Source organism: Chromobacterium phragmitis, from assembly GCF_003325475.1.
Lineage (GTDB): Bacteria > Pseudomonadota > Gammaproteobacteria > Burkholderiales > Chromobacteriaceae > Chromobacterium > Chromobacterium phragmitis.
Genome location: NZ_CP029495.1, coordinates 3,625,275 through 3,639,786 on the forward strand (window position 1 = coordinate 3,625,275; position 14,512 = coordinate 3,639,786).

The window sequence follows — 14,512 nt, forward strand, 5'->3', positions numbered from 1 at the left end:
TATCCTGTTGCGTTTCGAATTCAGCGCGCTCAGGCGCGCCGCCGTTCAGGAGTTCCCCATGATACCCGCAAGCCAGCTGACCGACTATCTGCGAGAGCAGGCCTTGAAACTCGACATCACCGAACTGCAGATCGCGGTGATGACGCTGCAGGCCGTCATCGCCGTGGCGAAGCCGGCGCCCAGCCGCGACCTGTACCGCTACAAGGTGCCCAAACTGGGCGAGGGCGGCAGCTGCTCGCTGTACGACGAGCTGGACGAAACCCCGTACGACCTGCGCGTGGCGCTGGGCGTGGAAACGCCGGAAACCACCGCCGGGCTGGTCAACCTGAACGCCTTGCTGGACTCGGTCAACGCCAAGATCGGCGCCGACTGGATCGGCATCTACCGCAAGATCGGCATCGGCAAGAACGCGGTGCTGGTCAAGCTGGCCTACAAGGGCGTGGAAAGCCGCGCCGAGTTTCCGTTGACGGAAGCGTTCGCCGAGTTCAGCAACAACAGCCGCGTGGGCCTTACCGGCTGGGGAGTGGTGGTGGACGACATCGCGCAATGGCGTGCCGAGGGCGGGGGTTATTACGAGTGCGATCCCAAGGTGAAAAGCGAGATCTGCCTGCCGGTGCTGAACCGCGACGACAACGTGCTGGGCATCATCGACGCCGAGTCGTTCACCGCCGGCCACTTCACGCCGGAGCGGCAGGTATGGCTGGCCGCGCTGGCCATCGTGCTGCCGCAGATACTCGTCAATCTGCCGCCGCTTGAAAACGGGGAAAGTCTCCCCAACTAAGCATCACCACAGGCCGCCGCGCGGCCTTTTCGCATTGCATTCCTCAGCGTTGGAGAAGTCATGTCGCCGCACCCGCAATCCGCTCCCGAACCTATCATCCAGTACATCGCCAGCTGCAAGCTGCCCACGCCGTGGGGCGAGTTCGCCATGCATGGCTTCGAGGAAGAGAGCGGCCAGGAGCATGTGGCGCTGACGCTGGGCGAGGTGGGCGATGGCCAGCCGGTGCTGGCGCGGCTGCATTCGGAATGCCTGACCGGCGACGCGCTGTTCTCCTTGCGGTGCGACTGCGGCTTCCAACTGGAAGCGGCGATGGAAGCCATCAGCAAGGCTGGCCGCGGCGCGCTGCTGTATCTGCGCCAGGAAGGCCGCGGCATCGGCCTGATCAACAAGATCCGCGCCTACAAGCTGCAGGATGGCGGCGCCGATACGGTGGAGGCCAACGAGCGGCTGGGTTTCCCGGCAGACATGCGCGATTTCCGCATCGCCCGCCACATGCTGGACCACCTGGGAATCAGCAGCGTCAAGGTGATGACCAACAACCCCCGCAAGCTGGCCACGCTGGAAGCGGCCGGCATCAAGGTGGTGGAGCGCGTGCCGCTGCAAGTGGGCCGCAATCCGTACAACGACCGCTATCTTGACACCAAGGCCGCCAAGCTGGGGCATATGCTGTTCAAGTAAGCTGGAGTCGGCGAGCATGCGGGCGCTCGCCAAGCGATGATAGTTGTAATATAATGAACATTCTTATCTGGGGGCGACCTGGTTTCGACGGGGGTTGCGAAGCAGATGGGGGCATACCGGGATTTCAGTCACCCCGTAAAACGCTGAATTTATATAGTCGCAAACGACGAAACTTACGCTCTGGCAGCCTAACGGCCGGCCAGACACTACAACGGTTCGCAGATGGGCCGGGGGCGTCAAAACCCTGTAGTGTCACTCTACATCTGCTAGTGCTGTTCCGGGTTACTTGGTTCAGTGCGAAATAATAGGTAACTCGCCAAAGTCCAGCCTGTCCGTCGGCGTGGCAGCGGTTAAATCCCAAATGACACGACTAAGTATGTAGAACTCACTGTAGAGGACTTTCGGACGCGGGTTCGATTCCCGCCGCCTCCACCACAAATTCTTAGCAAAATCAATTGCTTACAAAAACAGCCCTGCTTCTGCGGGGCTTTTTTTTGGGCTAGTTGGGGGGGGCTTGGTCAGCTTTTTGGTCTGCTTTTTCCTTCTCGCCAAAACCAATTTGTCATTTTCCTGCCGCTTGTCGAATGATTGTTGCCCGACGGCGCGTCTATCGCGTAATTTGAAAATGCACAAATTCAAATTGCTATCGGTATGACTTCAACTTCTTGCTTGACCCCTCGAGAGGGGGGCATTGCCGTTCGTTCTGGCCCCGGTTCGTGCCGGGTTTCCGTCGCCCGCCGACGACTATCTCGACGACAGCATCAATCTGCATGAGTACCTGGCGGCATTGGCCGAATTACGTGAGATCTATCGGTGCGGCTACCTGTACCACAACGCCGGCATCCTGCTGCAGGAAATCGGCCCGCGTGCCGTGGCGCAGGCGGACCTATTCGCCGCCCCGCTGATCCGCGCCGGCGCCAGCTAATGGGGGCGCTGGACGCAATCAATCGGGAATTTGGCCGCGGGACGGTGCGGCTGGAGTCAGAGGACATGGCTCAGCGCTGGCAAATGCGCCAGGATGTGCGGTCGCCGCGCGGCATGGCGCGGCTAGATGGATTGCTCATCGTTAGGTAACAATTGCAATCACGGAGCAATAGGCTACTTCCCCTCCATCCCTGTGGTTTGTGGGGGATTTTTCTTATGGGCGATAGATATTTATCTTAAGTGCGGACCAGATAAAGCATAACGGCTTGCTTCATCCATCAGGTCATCGCACATAGGATTCGACTTGAGAACGTGCGAGTTGGGATCGATCAGCGAAACGCCAAGCGACGCCTCCTCGGTCGCGGATGTCCAAACCTCTCCCATTGGGCCGATAATTTGGCTTTCGCCTCTGAATCTTTCCTCTTTGCCAGCATACATCTCATTGCCGCTGCGATTGGCGCAAATTAGAGGAGTGGCATTCTCCATCGCACGAATGCGCGCAAGATGTGTCGTCCACGGTCCGCCGTAGTTGGCTGGGCAACAGAGTAACTGCGCGCCCTGGCGAACAAGTAAACGCGCGGCTTCTGGCATCCAGAGATCAAAACAGGTCAATACGCCAAAATGGCAGTTCCCGTCATCGAAACACTGCAATGAATCGCCAGGAGAAAAAAGCGGCTTCTCCAAGCGAGACAAGTGGCACTTACGTTGCTTCCCAAGCCATCGTCCTCGCGATACGATAATCGCCGTGTTGTATATGCGATCACCATCACGCTCGGCGATGCCGGCAATGAATGTCGCATCCTTTTCCGCGGATAGTTGCAAAAGAAATTGCGCGCTCGGCCCATCGGATGCCGATTCAGCATGACGTGACAAGGCTTCACGTGAATCGTGGAAATAGCCGATATTAAAAAGTTCTGGCATGACCATGAGATCAAAATGCGTCGAACCTACAAGATCGCGAACCTTTCCAAAATTTGCGGCGGGATCTCCAAATGAAACGGGATATTGCAGAAAAGCTGCGATCATGGGCTAAAATCCATATTGACTATTTTGAATGGTGCATTGCCTATCTTCACCCGTCCGGCGCAGAAAGATGCCATGTTTTTCATGTGGATGAGCAAATGGTGTGCTCTATCCATACCTATTGAGTGACAAAATAAAAACCAATAAGTTCTTCGCTGTAACCCGTCGCGGGTGATGATTGGTGCCGCCCAAAGGCTTCCTGTTCCTCGAAGCCAACGCGCTGGCATATCTGCTGCGCAGTGGGCGAGGTAAAACTCAAAAGCATATCAATGGCATATGTCCTGCATCAAAACCCCACCAATCCCCCGCATTGAGTTTTCATGGATTTGGAGAGCTACCATGCGCGGTAATTAAGGCTGATCGCAAACATTGGGATTCCGGCGAAACTCGCGACTTGCGTACTCATGGGCAGACATGTTGTCTGGCAGGGCCAGTATATCTGCCCAAGCGTTAATCTCGCCGACTTCGGGTGCGACCCTATCTTCCTTCACCATCTGCGCGGCGTAGCCATGGGCCAGATGATGCAGCTTGATGCTGATTTCGTAGTGCTTGCGCCGCCACTTATCAGTAAGTTCGCGATACAGCTTCTGCTGGGCCTCACTTTGTGCATCGCGTTGATGTGCGATGGCTTGAACCGCACAATAGCTACTAAGTGCGTATGTCTGCACATATGACAGCGCCTCTCTCGGCGTAGTGGTGGGCTGGGGTGCGGCCCCCGCGGGCGAGGGACCGTGGTTCGAGCGCTTTTACTTCAGCCCGCGGGCGGCGGTGGCGGGCCTTGGGGTGGCGATAGGCCCTTGGCGCCTAGTCCGGGATGATGTCGACAATGGCTTGCTGGCCGCGCCATTGGGCTTTGTCGAGGATGGCGCGCGCTACGCGCTGTTGTCGCCGGAGCCGTTCAGGCGAGACGGTCTGGCCGCGGATCTGCTGGCGTGGCTGCAGGAGATGTCTTGAAGACTTCCCTATTTTTTCAGCTGCCAGAACAAGGGTTGGACGAATGGAGACCATAGCGCGGTACGCACTCCCATTTCGGCCAGCGCGTCGCGCGTCCACTGGTTGCAGGTGACGATGGGGTTATAGCGGCCATGGGCGGTGTAGAAGGCGTCGTTGTCGTAATAGTGGTAGCCCTTTTCTTGCAGGGCTTGGCCTTGGTCATCGAATGGCGCGCTGCGGCGGATGGATGAAGGCCACCAGTTTTTCGTACTGCTCCGGGCTGACCAGCACCCGCTTGGTATCCTTGCCCTCCTTGGGCTGGGGCAGGTACTCCACGTGCAGCACGCTCTGGTCGAAGGCCAAGGCCGATAGCGCCTTGCCCGCGCTGAGGTCTTTCCAACTCTGGATGGTCAGAAAAAACACCTTGCTGCCCCAGCTGATGGAAATGTACGGCGAGTGGGCGTAGCGCTCCGGTTTGGACAGTTGTCGAGGGGAAAAGGCGGTTGTCCAATCCGCCTGGGCGGTTTTCACTGGCATGACCAGGCTGGTGTGGACGCCGTTGCTGTCCAGATAGATGGGAATGCCAGCCTCGGGTTGTGCCCACTCGCGGTTGCTAGGCAATAGGCCCAGCGCCAGCGCGGCGAGCAGATAGCAGAGCGGCAGGGTGGGGATCAGCAGCAGTGAGCGAAGGACGAGTCGGAATATGGTGGTTGGCGTTCGCATGGGGGGGCGTGGATGGTTGATAGTTGGGATCTGGGCCGACTGTCTACATCGAATGACGTTTAGTTGTCAAATCATGCAAAAATCTTACGACTGGATTTGGGAATGAAATGCCGACTGTTTGGATATTGAAAGGCTATTTGTTTATATTGATTGCTGATTTTGATATGATTATGCTATTTGCGAAATATTATGCGAATCATAAGAAAAATCAGCGGACGCGCATTCCGCAGTCGTTCGCTTCATCTCCCCTGGCATACGCTGCTGTCGCTGGCGGCTTTGAGTTGGTTTGCCGGCAGGCAATACCTGCCTGTGGCTGCTGTTTCGGATATTCCTTCCGCTTTGGGGCTGTCGTTGCGATATGGCTTGCCCGGCGCGCTCGCGTCATGTTCGGTCATGGGGTTGGCGCGGCGGTTTCGACAGCGCGGCCGCGCTTCTGGCGAGCCCTCGTTGCGCAGACTGGCGGAGTTGTCCTGGCAGGATTTCGAGGCTCTGGTGGGCGTCATGTTCCGTCGCCAGGGCTATCGGGTGGAGGCGCGCGCGGGGAGCGGCGCGGATGGCGGCGTGGACCTGGAGCTGTTTCTGGGCGATGAGTGCCACTTGGTGCAGTGCAAGCGCTGGAATGCCCAGAAAGTGGGCGTGGCAGTGGTGAGAGAATTGTATGGAGTGATGCAGTCCCGCGGCGTGGAGCGTGGTTTCGTGGTGTGTAGCGGGGAGTTCACCGCGGTCGCCAAGGCGTTCGCGGCGGGCAAGGGCATCGTGTTGCTGCCGGGCAAGGCGGTGCTCGCCCGCCTGCGGGAGCAGGAGGCGGGCGGGGAGGCGCGCGGCTGCCCGTCTTGCGGCTGCGAGATAGCCAGGCGTTGACTGGCGGCATGGGAAGCGCCCCGCGAGACGGAGCGTTTCTCGTCTTGGGGCGGGCTGTCAGTGGTGATCGTGGCGGTAGGAGAACACTGGCAGCTGCCATTCGCGCCACAGCGCGGTCAGACGCAGGGCCAGGCCGAAGGCGAAGCTGGCGACCACGTTCCAGTCGTGCTGCAGGCCCAGGCGGTTCAGGCCCAGGTAGAGGATGGCCACCAGCAGCGACACGCTGGCGTACAGCTCGCGGCGGAACACGATGGGCACCCTGTTGCACAGCACGTCGCGCAGGATGCCGCCGGCGATGCCGGTGATCATGCCGGCCATCACGATGATGACCGGATGGTAGCCCATGCCCAGCGCCACGTCGCAACCGATGATGGTGAACGCCACCAGGCCCAGCGCGTCCAGTATCAGGAACAAGCGGTTCAGGTGGCGCATGTAGCGCGCGATCAGCACCGCGGCCAGGCCGCCGGCCACCACCAGCAGCACGTATTCCGGATGCTGGGTCCAGCCTATCGGGTAACGGCCGAGCACGATGTCGCGCACGGTTCCGCCGCCCAGCGCGGTGAGAAAGGCGATGACGGCTACGCCGAAAATGTCCATGTGGCGGCGGCCGGCCGCCAGCGCGCCGGTCATCGCTTCCGCGGTGATGGCGATCAGGTAGATCAAGGTCAGCATGATGAAATCTTGTGAGTGCGAAGCAAGAAAACGCCTGCGGTGGCGGGCGGACAGCGTGCGGGAATGAGGCGCGGATGGTGCGCGCGGCAATGCGGATGGATGGACAAGGCAAACTCCTGGACGGTTTCCGGGTTGGGTAACAGCCTCTCCCCTTGTCCTTTTACCTGAGAGTTGCGCGGCCTGCGGCCGCTTGCCCCTTCGGTGGGCCGCGCAGGGCGGCCTCTCTCCAATCGGCTTGAATCTATACTGCGCTGCGGTACGGGTGCCTGAGCGATTATGGGAGCTTGCGTCTTCGGCGGGGGCGCGGCCCCTCTCTCCCGCAGGAGTGGAATATTAGCTTTTGCTATTGGAATAGTCAATGCAGGAACCAGGCGCGCCCGGTTCCTGCGCATGACTCAGGCCTTGCCTTGCTTGTTGCCGACGTCCGCCAGCGTCGAAGCGCCCGGCGCCTGGCCATTGGCCTTCGCCGGCGCTTTACGGGCGGAGGCGGGCTTGGCCTTGGCTGCCGCGGGTTTGGCGCTCGAACGCGGGGACTTGGATGGCTGGTCCGGTTTGGCCGCCGGGGCTTTCGCCATCGCCGGTTTTTTGGCCGGGGCTGAGCGTTTGGCGGCAGGCTGGGCCGGCTTTTCCTCGGCCGCCGGTTTGGCTGGCGCGGCGGGCAGCGCGGAGCGTGAGGCCGCGTCGGCATCCAGTTCCAGCACCTTGGCCACTTCGTCCAGCCGCGCCTGATGTTCGGCTGGGATGGGGCCGTTCAGCGCGAGCAGGTCGCGCGCCAATAGCCAGGCCTGATGGCGGGGACGGGCGTCAGGCAGCAGCCGGGCCAGCCCGCGCAGCGCGCGCGGCGCATCCAACCGCACCAGGGCCACTTGGTGGCGCACGATGTCCTTCAGTTGCATCAGTGTCAGTGGGTATTCGTGGCGCACGTCGCGCATCACGCGGCGGATGGCGTTGAACGGCCGCTCGTCCACCACGCCTATGCCTATGCTGACATACAGCATCAGCCGCACGAAGCCGTCGGCCAGCGTGCCGTGCTCGAAGCTGGGGTCCAAGGCCTCGCGCTTGAGGCGCGCCAATTCGCGGGTTTCCCAGGTCAGCGATTGGCTGCGCGGTTCTCCCGCCGGCGGCACGCCGACCAGCGTCGCCAGCTGCGGCGATTCGTAGATGGCGCGGAACAGCTGCTCTTGCGCGGCGTCGCGGGAGTCGCGGTAGCGATCCAGCGATTGCCCGATCCAGCCGGATACGCGCTCCTGCCATTGCCACAGCGGATTGTCCTCGCTTACCGGGCGGCGCTGTTCGCGGACCTGGGCCGCCAGGCCAGGCAGCCACCACAGCCAGGGATTGCGCGGCGAAATCAGCGCGCGCTCGAAGCGGGCCGGATGCAGCTCGCGCAGCAGGCGGGCGCTGGCCTCGTTGCTGGCGGCGCGCAGCGCGGGCGAGACGAAGCGGTCGTAGACGCCCTGGTTGATTTCGGATACGCGCTTGACCACTTCGAACGCCCGCTCGTCTTCGCGGCCGTCATCCAGCGCCAGGATGTCCGATACGTCGCGCGCCTCGAAGCGGATGATGTAGCGGCCTTCGATGTACTCCTGGCCGGGCGCGTCGGGAGCGATATCCTCGATCACCGCCTCGTAGAGGCCGGGCGCCAGCACGTCGATCAGGTCCAGCGCGCTGGCGAATTCGCTGTGCTCCTTGTTGGCCACCCCGGCGGACACGAAGATGCCCAGATGGCCCACCTTGTTGTGCAGGCAGTAGACGATGGTTTGCTCGTTGTTGCGGATGTCCTCCACATTGTCGTAGAGGTCGGCGATCCAGTTCAGCGCTTGCTGCGGCGGGGTGATGTTGTCGCCCCAGGAGGCGAACACCATGATGGGCGAGCGGATGTTGCGCATGTCCACCCGCATTTTGCCATCGTGGCTGGCGATCTTGCCCTGCACCAGCTCGTTGCCGACGAACAGCTTCTGGCTGATCCACTCCATTTCCGCCTTGTTCAGCAGGTAATGGCCGCCCCACCAGCGCTCGAAGTCGAGATAGCGTTTGGGTTCGGTGTCCACTTTGGCGTAAAGGTTGTAGGCCTTCTTCCACAGCGTGTTGGCCGGGTCCAGTTTTTCGAAGTTTTCCACCAGGTGGGCGCCGTCGAAATGGCCGTTGCCCAGGTCTCCGGCCAGCGAGGCGGTCCAGGTGCCGCCGGTCAGGCCGCCGGCGTAGCGCATCGGGTTCTTGCCGCGCACGCCCGCCCAGTAGGACAGCGGCGAGCCGGCGAGCAGGATGGGGCCGACCAGTTCCGGCGCGACCGAGGCCAGCATGGCCAGCGCCCAGCCGCCCTGGCAGTTGCCGATGACGAAAGGCTTGCCGTCGCTGTCCGGGTGCAGCTCATTGACGCGCTTGAGGAAGTGGCCCTCGGCCTTGGCCACGCTCTCAATGGTTTGGCCCGGCACAGGCTGGGGGAAAAACATCACGAAATAGCAGGGATGGCCTTGCTGCAGCGCGATGCCGATTTCACTGTCCATCTTGAAGCCGCCGATGCCGGGACCATGGCCGGCGCGCGGGTCTATCACCACAAAGGGGCGTTTGGCCGGGTCGGTGGCGGGGCAGCCGGCTGGCGGCTGGATGGCGGCCAGCGCGTAGTTGGCGGGATCGGGCAGATCGCGGCCGTCCATGATGATGGCGTAATCGAATACCAGCACCGGCGGCTTGCCGCTTTCGCAGTGCTGCAGATAGGTGGCGCCGCGCTGGTACAGCGTGTCCCAGTACAGGATGCCGCGCTGGCAGGCGTCCAGCCAGTAATCAAACAACGGTTGAGGGAACGGGAGCTTCCCGCCTTGAACTGCAGCAGTTGACCACATTGCAACCCCTTGTTCTTGAACGGTAGGTAAGGATGGCCGGCCGATGCGGGCCATGGCCGACACTGTACTCGTTATTTGCTGCGACGCAACAAATGCAGATGGTCTGGGGCCAATGTGTGGCGCGCAGCCATCAGCTTGTTGCGCTGCAATCCTTGTTTCGAGTCGTCGGGAGCGGCAGAGTTTCCAGCGACTTGACCATGACCACGCTTTGATAGGCTTTGTCCGGCCATTGCAGCGGCGCTTCCACGGCGTAGCCGCGGCGCTGGTAGCGGCGCACCAGGTGGGCGGCGTCGCGCGCGGTGTCCAGGCGGATGGCGGCGCAGCTCTGGGCGCGGGCCCAATCTTCCGCCGCCTGCATCAGCCATTCGCCCAGACCCAGGCCCTGGCATCGCGGGGCGACAGCCAGTTGCACCAGCACGGCGGTATCCGGCTGGCGGAATTGCGGACAGTGGGAGGTGAGCAGGGGGCGGTGCACCGTGACGGTGCCTGCCAGCTCGTCTTGGTGCCAGGCCAGCAGGCAGTGGCCGCCGCGGATGCGGCGGCGAGTGACTTCAGGACTCTGGTCCACGGCGGTGTAGCGCAGGCCCATGGCGGCCAATTGGGCGTAGGCTTGGTGCAACAGTTCGGTGAGTCGCTCGATGGAGTCGGTTTCGCGCAGCGGGCGCAGGGTGAACATGGCATCGCTTTCATGGGGACGAGCCCCATGCCAAGCAATGGCTATGCCAAAGGGGGGGCGTGGCGTTCCCAGTCGCCGGCCATTTCCTCGTTGATCAATTCCTCGGCGATGAAGTCGAGGAAAGCGCGCACCGCCGGCGAAAGCCCGCGGCGGGTGGGAAAGGCCGCGTGCAGAATGCCCCATGGGAAGTCGTATTGCGGCAGGATGCGCCTAAGCCGCCCATCCGCCAGCGCCTGATGGCAGACATTGGTGGGCAGCGCCGCCACCCCGATGCCGGCGATGGCCGCCTCCAGCAGCACGATCATGTCGTCGGTCATCAACCGCGGCGCGTCCAGATGCACGGTGTAGCTTTGGCCGACATTGTCCAGCAGCACCCATTGGCCGCGGCCGTCCGGACGGCTCATGGCCAGCGCGGGAAGCGAGGCCAGTTTTTCCGGAAACGCCGGCTCGCCATGGCGCGCCAGGAAATCCGGGCTGGCCACCAGAATCACCCGGCTCTTGCCCAGGCGCCTTACCACCAGGCTGGCGCTGTCCTCTATCACATTGCGCACTCTCAGCGCTACGTCCACGCCTTCTTCTATCAAGTCCACCCTGCGGTTGGTGGAGTCCAGCGAAACGCGCACTTGCGGATGGCGGGCGAGGAAGCGCGGCAGCGCGGCGCTGATCATGGTCTTGCACAAGAGTTCGGGGCAGCTGACGCGGATCAGGCCGCGCGGCTCCGCGCTGACGTGCAGCACCGCCTCGTCCGCCGCTTCGGCCTCAGCCAGCATCGCTTGGCAATGCTGGTAGTACTGGCTGCCGATTTCGGTCAACGACAGGCGGCGGGTGGTTCTTTGCAATAGGCGCACGCCCAGGCGGCTTTCCAGCTCCGCCACGCGGCGGGACAGCTTGGACTTGGGAATGCCCAGCACGCGGCCGGCGGCCATGAAGCCGCCATGCTCAACCACTTTGGCGAAATACAGCAGATCGTTGAGGTCCTGCATTATTGTCTCACTGGTAGAACAATGTTTTCGAATTTAGCAGTCTAGTCCTGATTGTTCCGGATATCTATCATCCACTCATCGCAATCGAACCCCGAAGGACCCAAACCATGAAACTGCTTCACCTCGACTCCAGCATCCTGGCTGACAACTCCGTCACCCGCGAACTGTCCGCCGTCGTCGCCGACACCCTGCGTCAGCGCCATGGCAATGTGGAAACCAGCTACCGCGACCTCGCCGCCAATCCGATCGCCCACTTGTCCGGCGAAATCGTCGGCGCGCGCTTCGCGCCGGAAGCGGACTGGACCGCTACCCAGCGCAGCGAGTCCGCGCTGAGCGACGAGCTGATCGAAGAGTTTCTGGCCGCCGACGTGCTGGTGATCGGCGCGCCGATGTACAACTTCTCCATTCCGACGCAACTGCGCAGCTGGATCGACCGCGTATTCGCAGCCGGCCGCACCTTCAAATACACCGAGACCGGCCCGGTGGGCCTGGTGCCGAACAAGAAGGTTGTGCTGGTGTCCGCCCGCGGCGGCGTGCACAGCGGCGAGCAGGGCAGCCTGATGGACTTCCAGGAAGACTATCTGGTGAAAGTGCTGGGCTTCCTGGGCGTCAGCAATGTGGAAATCATCCGCGCGGAGGCCGTCAACATGGGCCCGGACAAGCGCGCCACCTCCATTCACATGGCCAAGGAAGCCATCGCCAAGCTGGCGCTGTAAGCGGCGGACAGGCGAAAGCCCGGTTCGGCTGAACCGGGCTTTTCGCGCTTCGCTTACTCCAGCGGCAGCTTCAGCACTTGATCCACGCTGGGTTCGCTCAGGTAGCGGCGCAGGATCGCGCGCAGCGAGCCGTCGCGGTACATCTTGTGCAGTTCCTGATGCCACAGTTCCGCGGCGGGGCGGTCGAAGCGAGCCTTGCTCAGTGCGATGGAGCCGGCGATGGTTTCCACGTCGGGGAAGAAATCGCGGACCACGACGATGCGCTCGGCGCGATGAGCCTGCAGCCAGGGATCGTAGCTGATGGGGTGGGCGAAGATGGCGTCGACCAGGCCGTTGGTGAGCATGCGGTAGAGGTCATCCTCGCTTTCGGCGATCACCAGCTTGCGTTGCTGGATCAGGTCGGCCAGCAGCCGGTCTTGCGCCGGGCTGTGCCGAAAGCCGCGGATCGCGCCCCAGCGCAAATTGGGCGTTTGAAGCAGCTGCTCCAGCGTGGCGGCCTGCTTGGCGCGGGACATCAGCACCATGTTTTTGCTGTGATTGTATGGATACAGCCATAGATAGCGCTGACGGTCCGGCGTGATCAGCGTCGAGGCCCCGATGTCGGCGGCACCCAGCTCCAGCAGTTTCAGCGCGCGGATGCGCGGGTAATCGGCTTCGGCGCGGATCGGGCAGTCCAGCCGCTTGGCCAGCTCATGGAGCAGTTCCACGTCGTAGCCGCGGCCTTGGTGGTAGGCGACGCCGAAGTCGTAGTACGCGAGAGTGAGCGGCCCTTGCGGGCAGGCCGGATTGGGGGCGCCCTGCGCGCAAAAGCCGGGGAGCAGAAGCAGGCAGCTTGCCAGCCATTTCATGATGCTGTCCGTTCACTCTATCGGCGCTTGCGTCATCTGCTTGGCCGCGTTGTCGCTGAGAAAGCGGCGCATGATGTCGTACAAACGGCCTTCCTGATGCATTTTCAGCAGTTCCTGATGCCATTTTTCCGCCGCTTCGCGGCTGAAGCGCGCCTTGCTCAGCGCCAGGCCGCTGGCGAGCAGGTCGGTCTGCGGGTACAAGTCCAATACCGTGATCTGGCCGGCGTTGGGCAGCTCGCGCAGCCAGCGGCCATAGCTGAACGGCTGGGCGAAGGCGGCGTTGACGACGCCGCTGCCCAGCATTTTGTACAGATCGTCCTCGTCGGACGCGATCACCACCTTGTGGCGCGCATTCAGCTCTTCCAGCATCTTGTCCTGGTCCGGACTGTGGTGGTAGCCGCGCACCATGCCCCAACGCAATTCGGCATCGCCCAGTATCGCCGGCAGGGTTCTGCCCTGGATGGCGGGGCTCAGCAATATCATGTTCTTGGTGTGGTTGTAAGGGTAAATCCACGCGTACTTCAGCCTGTCTGGCGTGGCTAGGGTGGAGGCGCTGACGTCGATCTGGCCGACCTCCAGCATTTTCAGCGCGCGGGCGCGGGGCATCTCGGTTTCGCTGGCGATGGGGCAGGCCAGGCGGCGGGCGAGTTCGCGCACCAGATCGACATCGTATCCTTTGCCGTCGCGGTATGCGGCGCCGAATTTGAAATACCCCACTTTGAGCGGGCCGGAAGGGCAGGCGGGATTGGCCGCGGCCCCGCTGGTGGCGGAAAACAGCAAGACAAGCAAACATGGAATGTGTCGCCGCATTTTCTGTATCGCCTCCATATTGCCGCCCGGCTTTCATATTCCACGGCGTTCGCTGTCCGAAAATCCACACAAGAAACCGCAAGATTCCAGATTTCCGATAGGCTGCGGCTCTTGATGGCGCCATTCGACGAGCATGGCTGCCTTCATCATGGCCGCAGCTTTGCGCTTGCGTGATTTCTCCATGGTCAGGGCACTGGCGAGCGCAGCAGGTAGTCTGCGGTTTCCTCGCTCAGAAAGCGGCGGAAAATCTCATGCAAGCTTCCATCTCGTGACATTTTTTTCAGTTCGGCGTGCCACAGCTCGGCTGCGGATTCCGGGAACCGTTTTTTGCTGAGCGCCACCCCGCCAGCGGTGGCTTCGACATCGGGAAACAGATCCAGCACGACGACCTGCTTGCGAATGCTGGGCTCCCTTAGCCAGTCGTCATAACTGGTCGGGTGCGCGAGCGCGCCGGTGATGACGCCTGTCGCCAGCATTTTGTACAAATCATTCTCATCGATGGCCTGCACGATTTTGTTTCGCGTGGCGAGCTCTGCCAGCAGTTGGTCTTGCATCGGACTGAATTTCCAGCCGCGGATCACGCCCCAACGAAGCTTGGGGTCGTTCGGCAAGGATGCCAGGGAGCGGGCCTGCACTTCCGTGCGCAGCAGGACCATGCTCTTGCTGTGCTTGTAAGTGTAGATCCAGGCGTATTGGAGACGCTCCGGCGTCGGGGTGGCGGAAGTGGCGATGTCGATTTCGCCGACTTGCAGCATCTTGAGAGTGCGAACCCACGGAAAGACGGTTTCGCTGGCGATGGGGCAACGCAGGCGGCGGGCCAGCTCCCTTACCAGGTCCACGTCATAGCCCCGACCGTCGCGGTAGGCCAGGCCGTATTCGTAAAATCCCACTTTCAGCGGCCCGGAGGGGCAGGCGGGATTGCTTTCCGCCGCATGGGCAAAGGATAGGAGCCATAACAGGCCGGCAACGGCAAGTCGGTAGATTCGCTGCATGCTAATGCGCCACCTGGAAGTCTTGATTTCAATCATAGCCGGGTTGTCG

General features: G+C 61.9%; 18 protein-coding genes, 1 other RNA gene and 2 riboswitches. Of the genes, 8 read left to right on the top strand and 11 right to left on the bottom strand.

What is annotated here, in order from left to right:
• Positions 1–58 precede the first annotated feature (58 nt).
• From DK842_RS17100 to DK842_RS24280, 5 genes are all read left to right on the top strand, one after another.
• Positions 59–781: a GAF domain-containing protein gene (locus DK842_RS17100; RefSeq protein ID WP_114063782.1), complete on the top strand. Its 723-nt coding sequence runs from the start codon at positions 59–61 to the stop codon at positions 779–781.
• Positions 782–841: 60 nt separating this feature from the next.
• Positions 842–1,459 carry a GTP cyclohydrolase II gene (gene ribA, locus DK842_RS17105; protein WP_114062535.1) on the top strand — a complete coding sequence of 206 codons (618 nt, stop codon included), beginning with the start codon at positions 842–844 and terminating at the stop codon, positions 1,457–1,459.
• Positions 1,460–1,528: 69 nt separating this feature from the next.
• Positions 1,529–1,894, top strand: a transfer-messenger RNA (tmRNA) gene (ssrA, locus tag DK842_RS17110).
• 256 nt (positions 1,895–2,150) lie between these two features.
• Positions 2,151–2,384 carry a S24/S26 family peptidase gene (locus DK842_RS23705; RefSeq protein ID WP_198414562.1) on the top strand — a complete coding sequence of 78 codons (234 nt, stop codon included), beginning with the start codon at positions 2,151–2,153 and terminating at the stop codon, positions 2,382–2,384.
• Entirely contained in the window at positions 2,384–2,533 is a 150-nt protein-coding gene (locus DK842_RS24280; RefSeq protein WP_114062536.1) for a DUF4113 domain-containing protein, read from the top strand. The genes DK842_RS23705 and DK842_RS24280 overlap by 1 nt, the downstream gene beginning before the upstream one ends.
• 81 nt (positions 2,534–2,614) lie before the next feature.
• Here DK842_RS24280 and DK842_RS17125 read toward each other — a convergent pair whose 3' ends face one another.
• Together DK842_RS17125 and DK842_RS23075 are read right to left on the bottom strand one after the other, a co-directional pair.
• Positions 2,615–3,409, bottom strand: a complete 795-nt coding sequence (locus DK842_RS17125; RefSeq protein ID WP_114062537.1) for a nitrilase-related carbon-nitrogen hydrolase — start codon at positions 3,407–3,409, stop codon at positions 2,615–2,617.
• A 347-nt stretch (positions 3,410–3,756) separates the two neighbouring features.
• The gene (locus DK842_RS23075; protein ID WP_145964063.1) at positions 3,757–4,074 is read right to left on the bottom strand and encodes a hypothetical protein; all 318 of its coding nucleotides are present in this window, start codon (positions 4,072–4,074) and stop codon (positions 3,757–3,759) included.
• 28 nt (positions 4,075–4,102) lie between these two features.
• Between DK842_RS23075 and DK842_RS24140 the strand changes: the two genes are divergently transcribed.
• Positions 4,103–4,360, top strand: a complete 258-nt coding sequence (locus DK842_RS24140; protein ID WP_198414563.1) for a type 2 periplasmic-binding domain-containing protein — start codon at positions 4,103–4,105, stop codon at positions 4,358–4,360.
• An 8-nt stretch (positions 4,361–4,368) separates the two neighbouring features.
• Here the strand turns inward: DK842_RS24140 and DK842_RS24285 are convergent, their stop codons facing one another.
• Positions 4,369–4,641, bottom strand: coding sequence for a DUF2459 domain-containing protein (locus tag DK842_RS24285; protein WP_114063783.1), 273 nt, complete (start codon positions 4,639–4,641; stop codon positions 4,369–4,371).
• Complete coding sequence (locus tag DK842_RS17145; protein ID WP_114062540.1) at positions 4,559–5,062, bottom strand: TIGR02117 family protein; 504 nt, start codon at positions 5,060–5,062, stop codon at positions 4,559–4,561. Before DK842_RS17145 ends, DK842_RS24285 begins: the two co-directional genes overlap by 83 nt.
• A gap of 447 nt (positions 5,063–5,509) precedes the next feature.
• Here DK842_RS17145 and DK842_RS23470 point away from each other — a divergent pair, with 447 nt between their 5' ends.
• The gene (locus DK842_RS23470; RefSeq protein WP_168194912.1) at positions 5,510–5,923 is read left to right on the top strand and encodes a restriction endonuclease; all 414 of its coding nucleotides are present in this window, start codon (positions 5,510–5,512) and stop codon (positions 5,921–5,923) included.
• 57 nt (positions 5,924–5,980) lie between these two features.
• Here DK842_RS23470 and DK842_RS17155 read toward each other — a convergent pair whose 3' ends face one another.
• The 4 genes from DK842_RS17155 to DK842_RS17170 form a co-directional block, all read right to left on the bottom strand.
• Entirely contained in the window at positions 5,981–6,595 is a 615-nt protein-coding gene (locus DK842_RS17155; RefSeq protein ID WP_114062542.1) for a trimeric intracellular cation channel family protein, read from the bottom strand.
• 142 nt (positions 6,596–6,737) lie between these two features.
• Positions 6,738–6,835: riboswitch (glycine riboswitch) on the bottom strand.
• A 4-nt stretch (positions 6,836–6,839) separates the two neighbouring features.
• Positions 6,840–6,925, bottom strand: a riboswitch (glycine riboswitch).
• 65 nt (positions 6,926–6,990) lie between these two features.
• On the bottom strand, positions 6,991–9,387 hold the full coding sequence (locus DK842_RS17160) for a DUF3141 domain-containing protein (protein WP_232538514.1): 2,397 nt from the start codon (positions 9,385–9,387) through the stop codon (positions 6,991–6,993).
• 181 nt (positions 9,388–9,568) lie between these two features.
• Positions 9,569–10,114, bottom strand: a complete 546-nt coding sequence (locus DK842_RS17165) for a GNAT family N-acetyltransferase (RefSeq protein ID WP_114062544.1) — start codon at positions 10,112–10,114, stop codon at positions 9,569–9,571.
• Between the two features lie 41 nt (positions 10,115–10,155).
• Positions 10,156–11,097, bottom strand: coding sequence for a LysR substrate-binding domain-containing protein (locus DK842_RS17170; RefSeq protein WP_114062545.1), 942 nt, complete (start codon positions 11,095–11,097; stop codon positions 10,156–10,158).
• A gap of 107 nt (positions 11,098–11,204) precedes the next feature.
• Between DK842_RS17170 and DK842_RS17175 the strand changes: the two genes are divergently transcribed.
• Complete coding sequence (locus tag DK842_RS17175) at positions 11,205–11,813, top strand: FMN-dependent NADH-azoreductase (RefSeq protein ID WP_114062546.1); 609 nt, start codon at positions 11,205–11,207, stop codon at positions 11,811–11,813.
• Between the two features lie 53 nt (positions 11,814–11,866).
• On the opposite strand, the gene DK842_RS17180 is transcribed toward DK842_RS17175, so the two are convergent.
• The 3 genes from DK842_RS17180 to DK842_RS17190 all read right to left on the bottom strand — a co-directional run bounded on the left by DK842_RS17180 (position 11,867) and on the right by DK842_RS17190 (position 14,499).
• Positions 11,867–12,661 carry a substrate-binding periplasmic protein gene (locus tag DK842_RS17180; protein WP_114062547.1) on the bottom strand — a complete coding sequence of 265 codons (795 nt, stop codon included), beginning with the start codon at positions 12,659–12,661 and terminating at the stop codon, positions 11,867–11,869.
• 12 nt (positions 12,662–12,673) lie between these two features.
• The gene (locus DK842_RS17185; RefSeq protein ID WP_232538515.1) at positions 12,674–13,471 is read right to left on the bottom strand and encodes a substrate-binding periplasmic protein; all 798 of its coding nucleotides are present in this window, start codon (positions 13,469–13,471) and stop codon (positions 12,674–12,676) included.
• 185 nt (positions 13,472–13,656) lie between these two features.
• Positions 13,657–14,499, bottom strand: a complete 843-nt coding sequence (locus DK842_RS17190; RefSeq protein WP_114062549.1) for a substrate-binding periplasmic protein — start codon at positions 14,497–14,499, stop codon at positions 13,657–13,659.
• Between the last annotated feature and the right edge of the window lie 13 nt (positions 14,500–14,512).

Coding starts and splice junctions, on each gene's coding strand:
- DK842_RS17100 (WP_114063782.1), top strand. CDS start 59: ATGATACCCGCAAGCCAGCTGACCGACTATCTGCGAGAGCAGGCCTTG.
- ribA (WP_114062535.1), top strand. CDS start 842: ATGTCGCCGCACCCGCAATCCGCTCCCGAACCTATCATCCAGTACATC.
- DK842_RS24280 (WP_114062536.1), top strand. CDS start 2,384: ATGGGGGCGCTGGACGCAATCAATCGGGAATTTGGCCGCGGGACGGTG.
- DK842_RS17125 (WP_114062537.1), bottom strand. CDS start 3,409: ATGATCGCAGCTTTTCTGCAATATCCCGTTTCATTTGGAGATCCCGCC.
- DK842_RS17145 (WP_114062540.1), bottom strand. CDS start 5,062: ATGCGAACGCCAACCACCATATTCCGACTCGTCCTTCGCTCACTGCTG.
- DK842_RS17155 (WP_114062542.1), bottom strand. CDS start 6,595: ATGCTGACCTTGATCTACCTGATCGCCATCACCGCGGAAGCGATGACC.
- DK842_RS17165 (WP_114062544.1), bottom strand. CDS start 10,114: ATGTTCACCCTGCGCCCGCTGCGCGAAACCGACTCCATCGAGCGACTC.
- DK842_RS17170 (WP_114062545.1), bottom strand. CDS start 11,097: ATGCAGGACCTCAACGATCTGCTGTATTTCGCCAAAGTGGTTGAGCAT.
- DK842_RS17175 (WP_114062546.1), top strand. CDS start 11,205: ATGAAACTGCTTCACCTCGACTCCAGCATCCTGGCTGACAACTCCGTC.
- DK842_RS17180 (WP_114062547.1), bottom strand. CDS start 12,661: ATGAAATGGCTGGCAAGCTGCCTGCTTCTGCTCCCCGGCTTTTGCGCG.
- DK842_RS17185 (WP_232538515.1), bottom strand. CDS start 13,471: ATGCGGCGACACATTCCATGTTTGCTTGTCTTGCTGTTTTCCGCCACC.
- DK842_RS17190 (WP_114062549.1), bottom strand. CDS start 14,499: ATGATTGAAATCAAGACTTCCAGGTGGCGCATTAGCATGCAGCGAATC.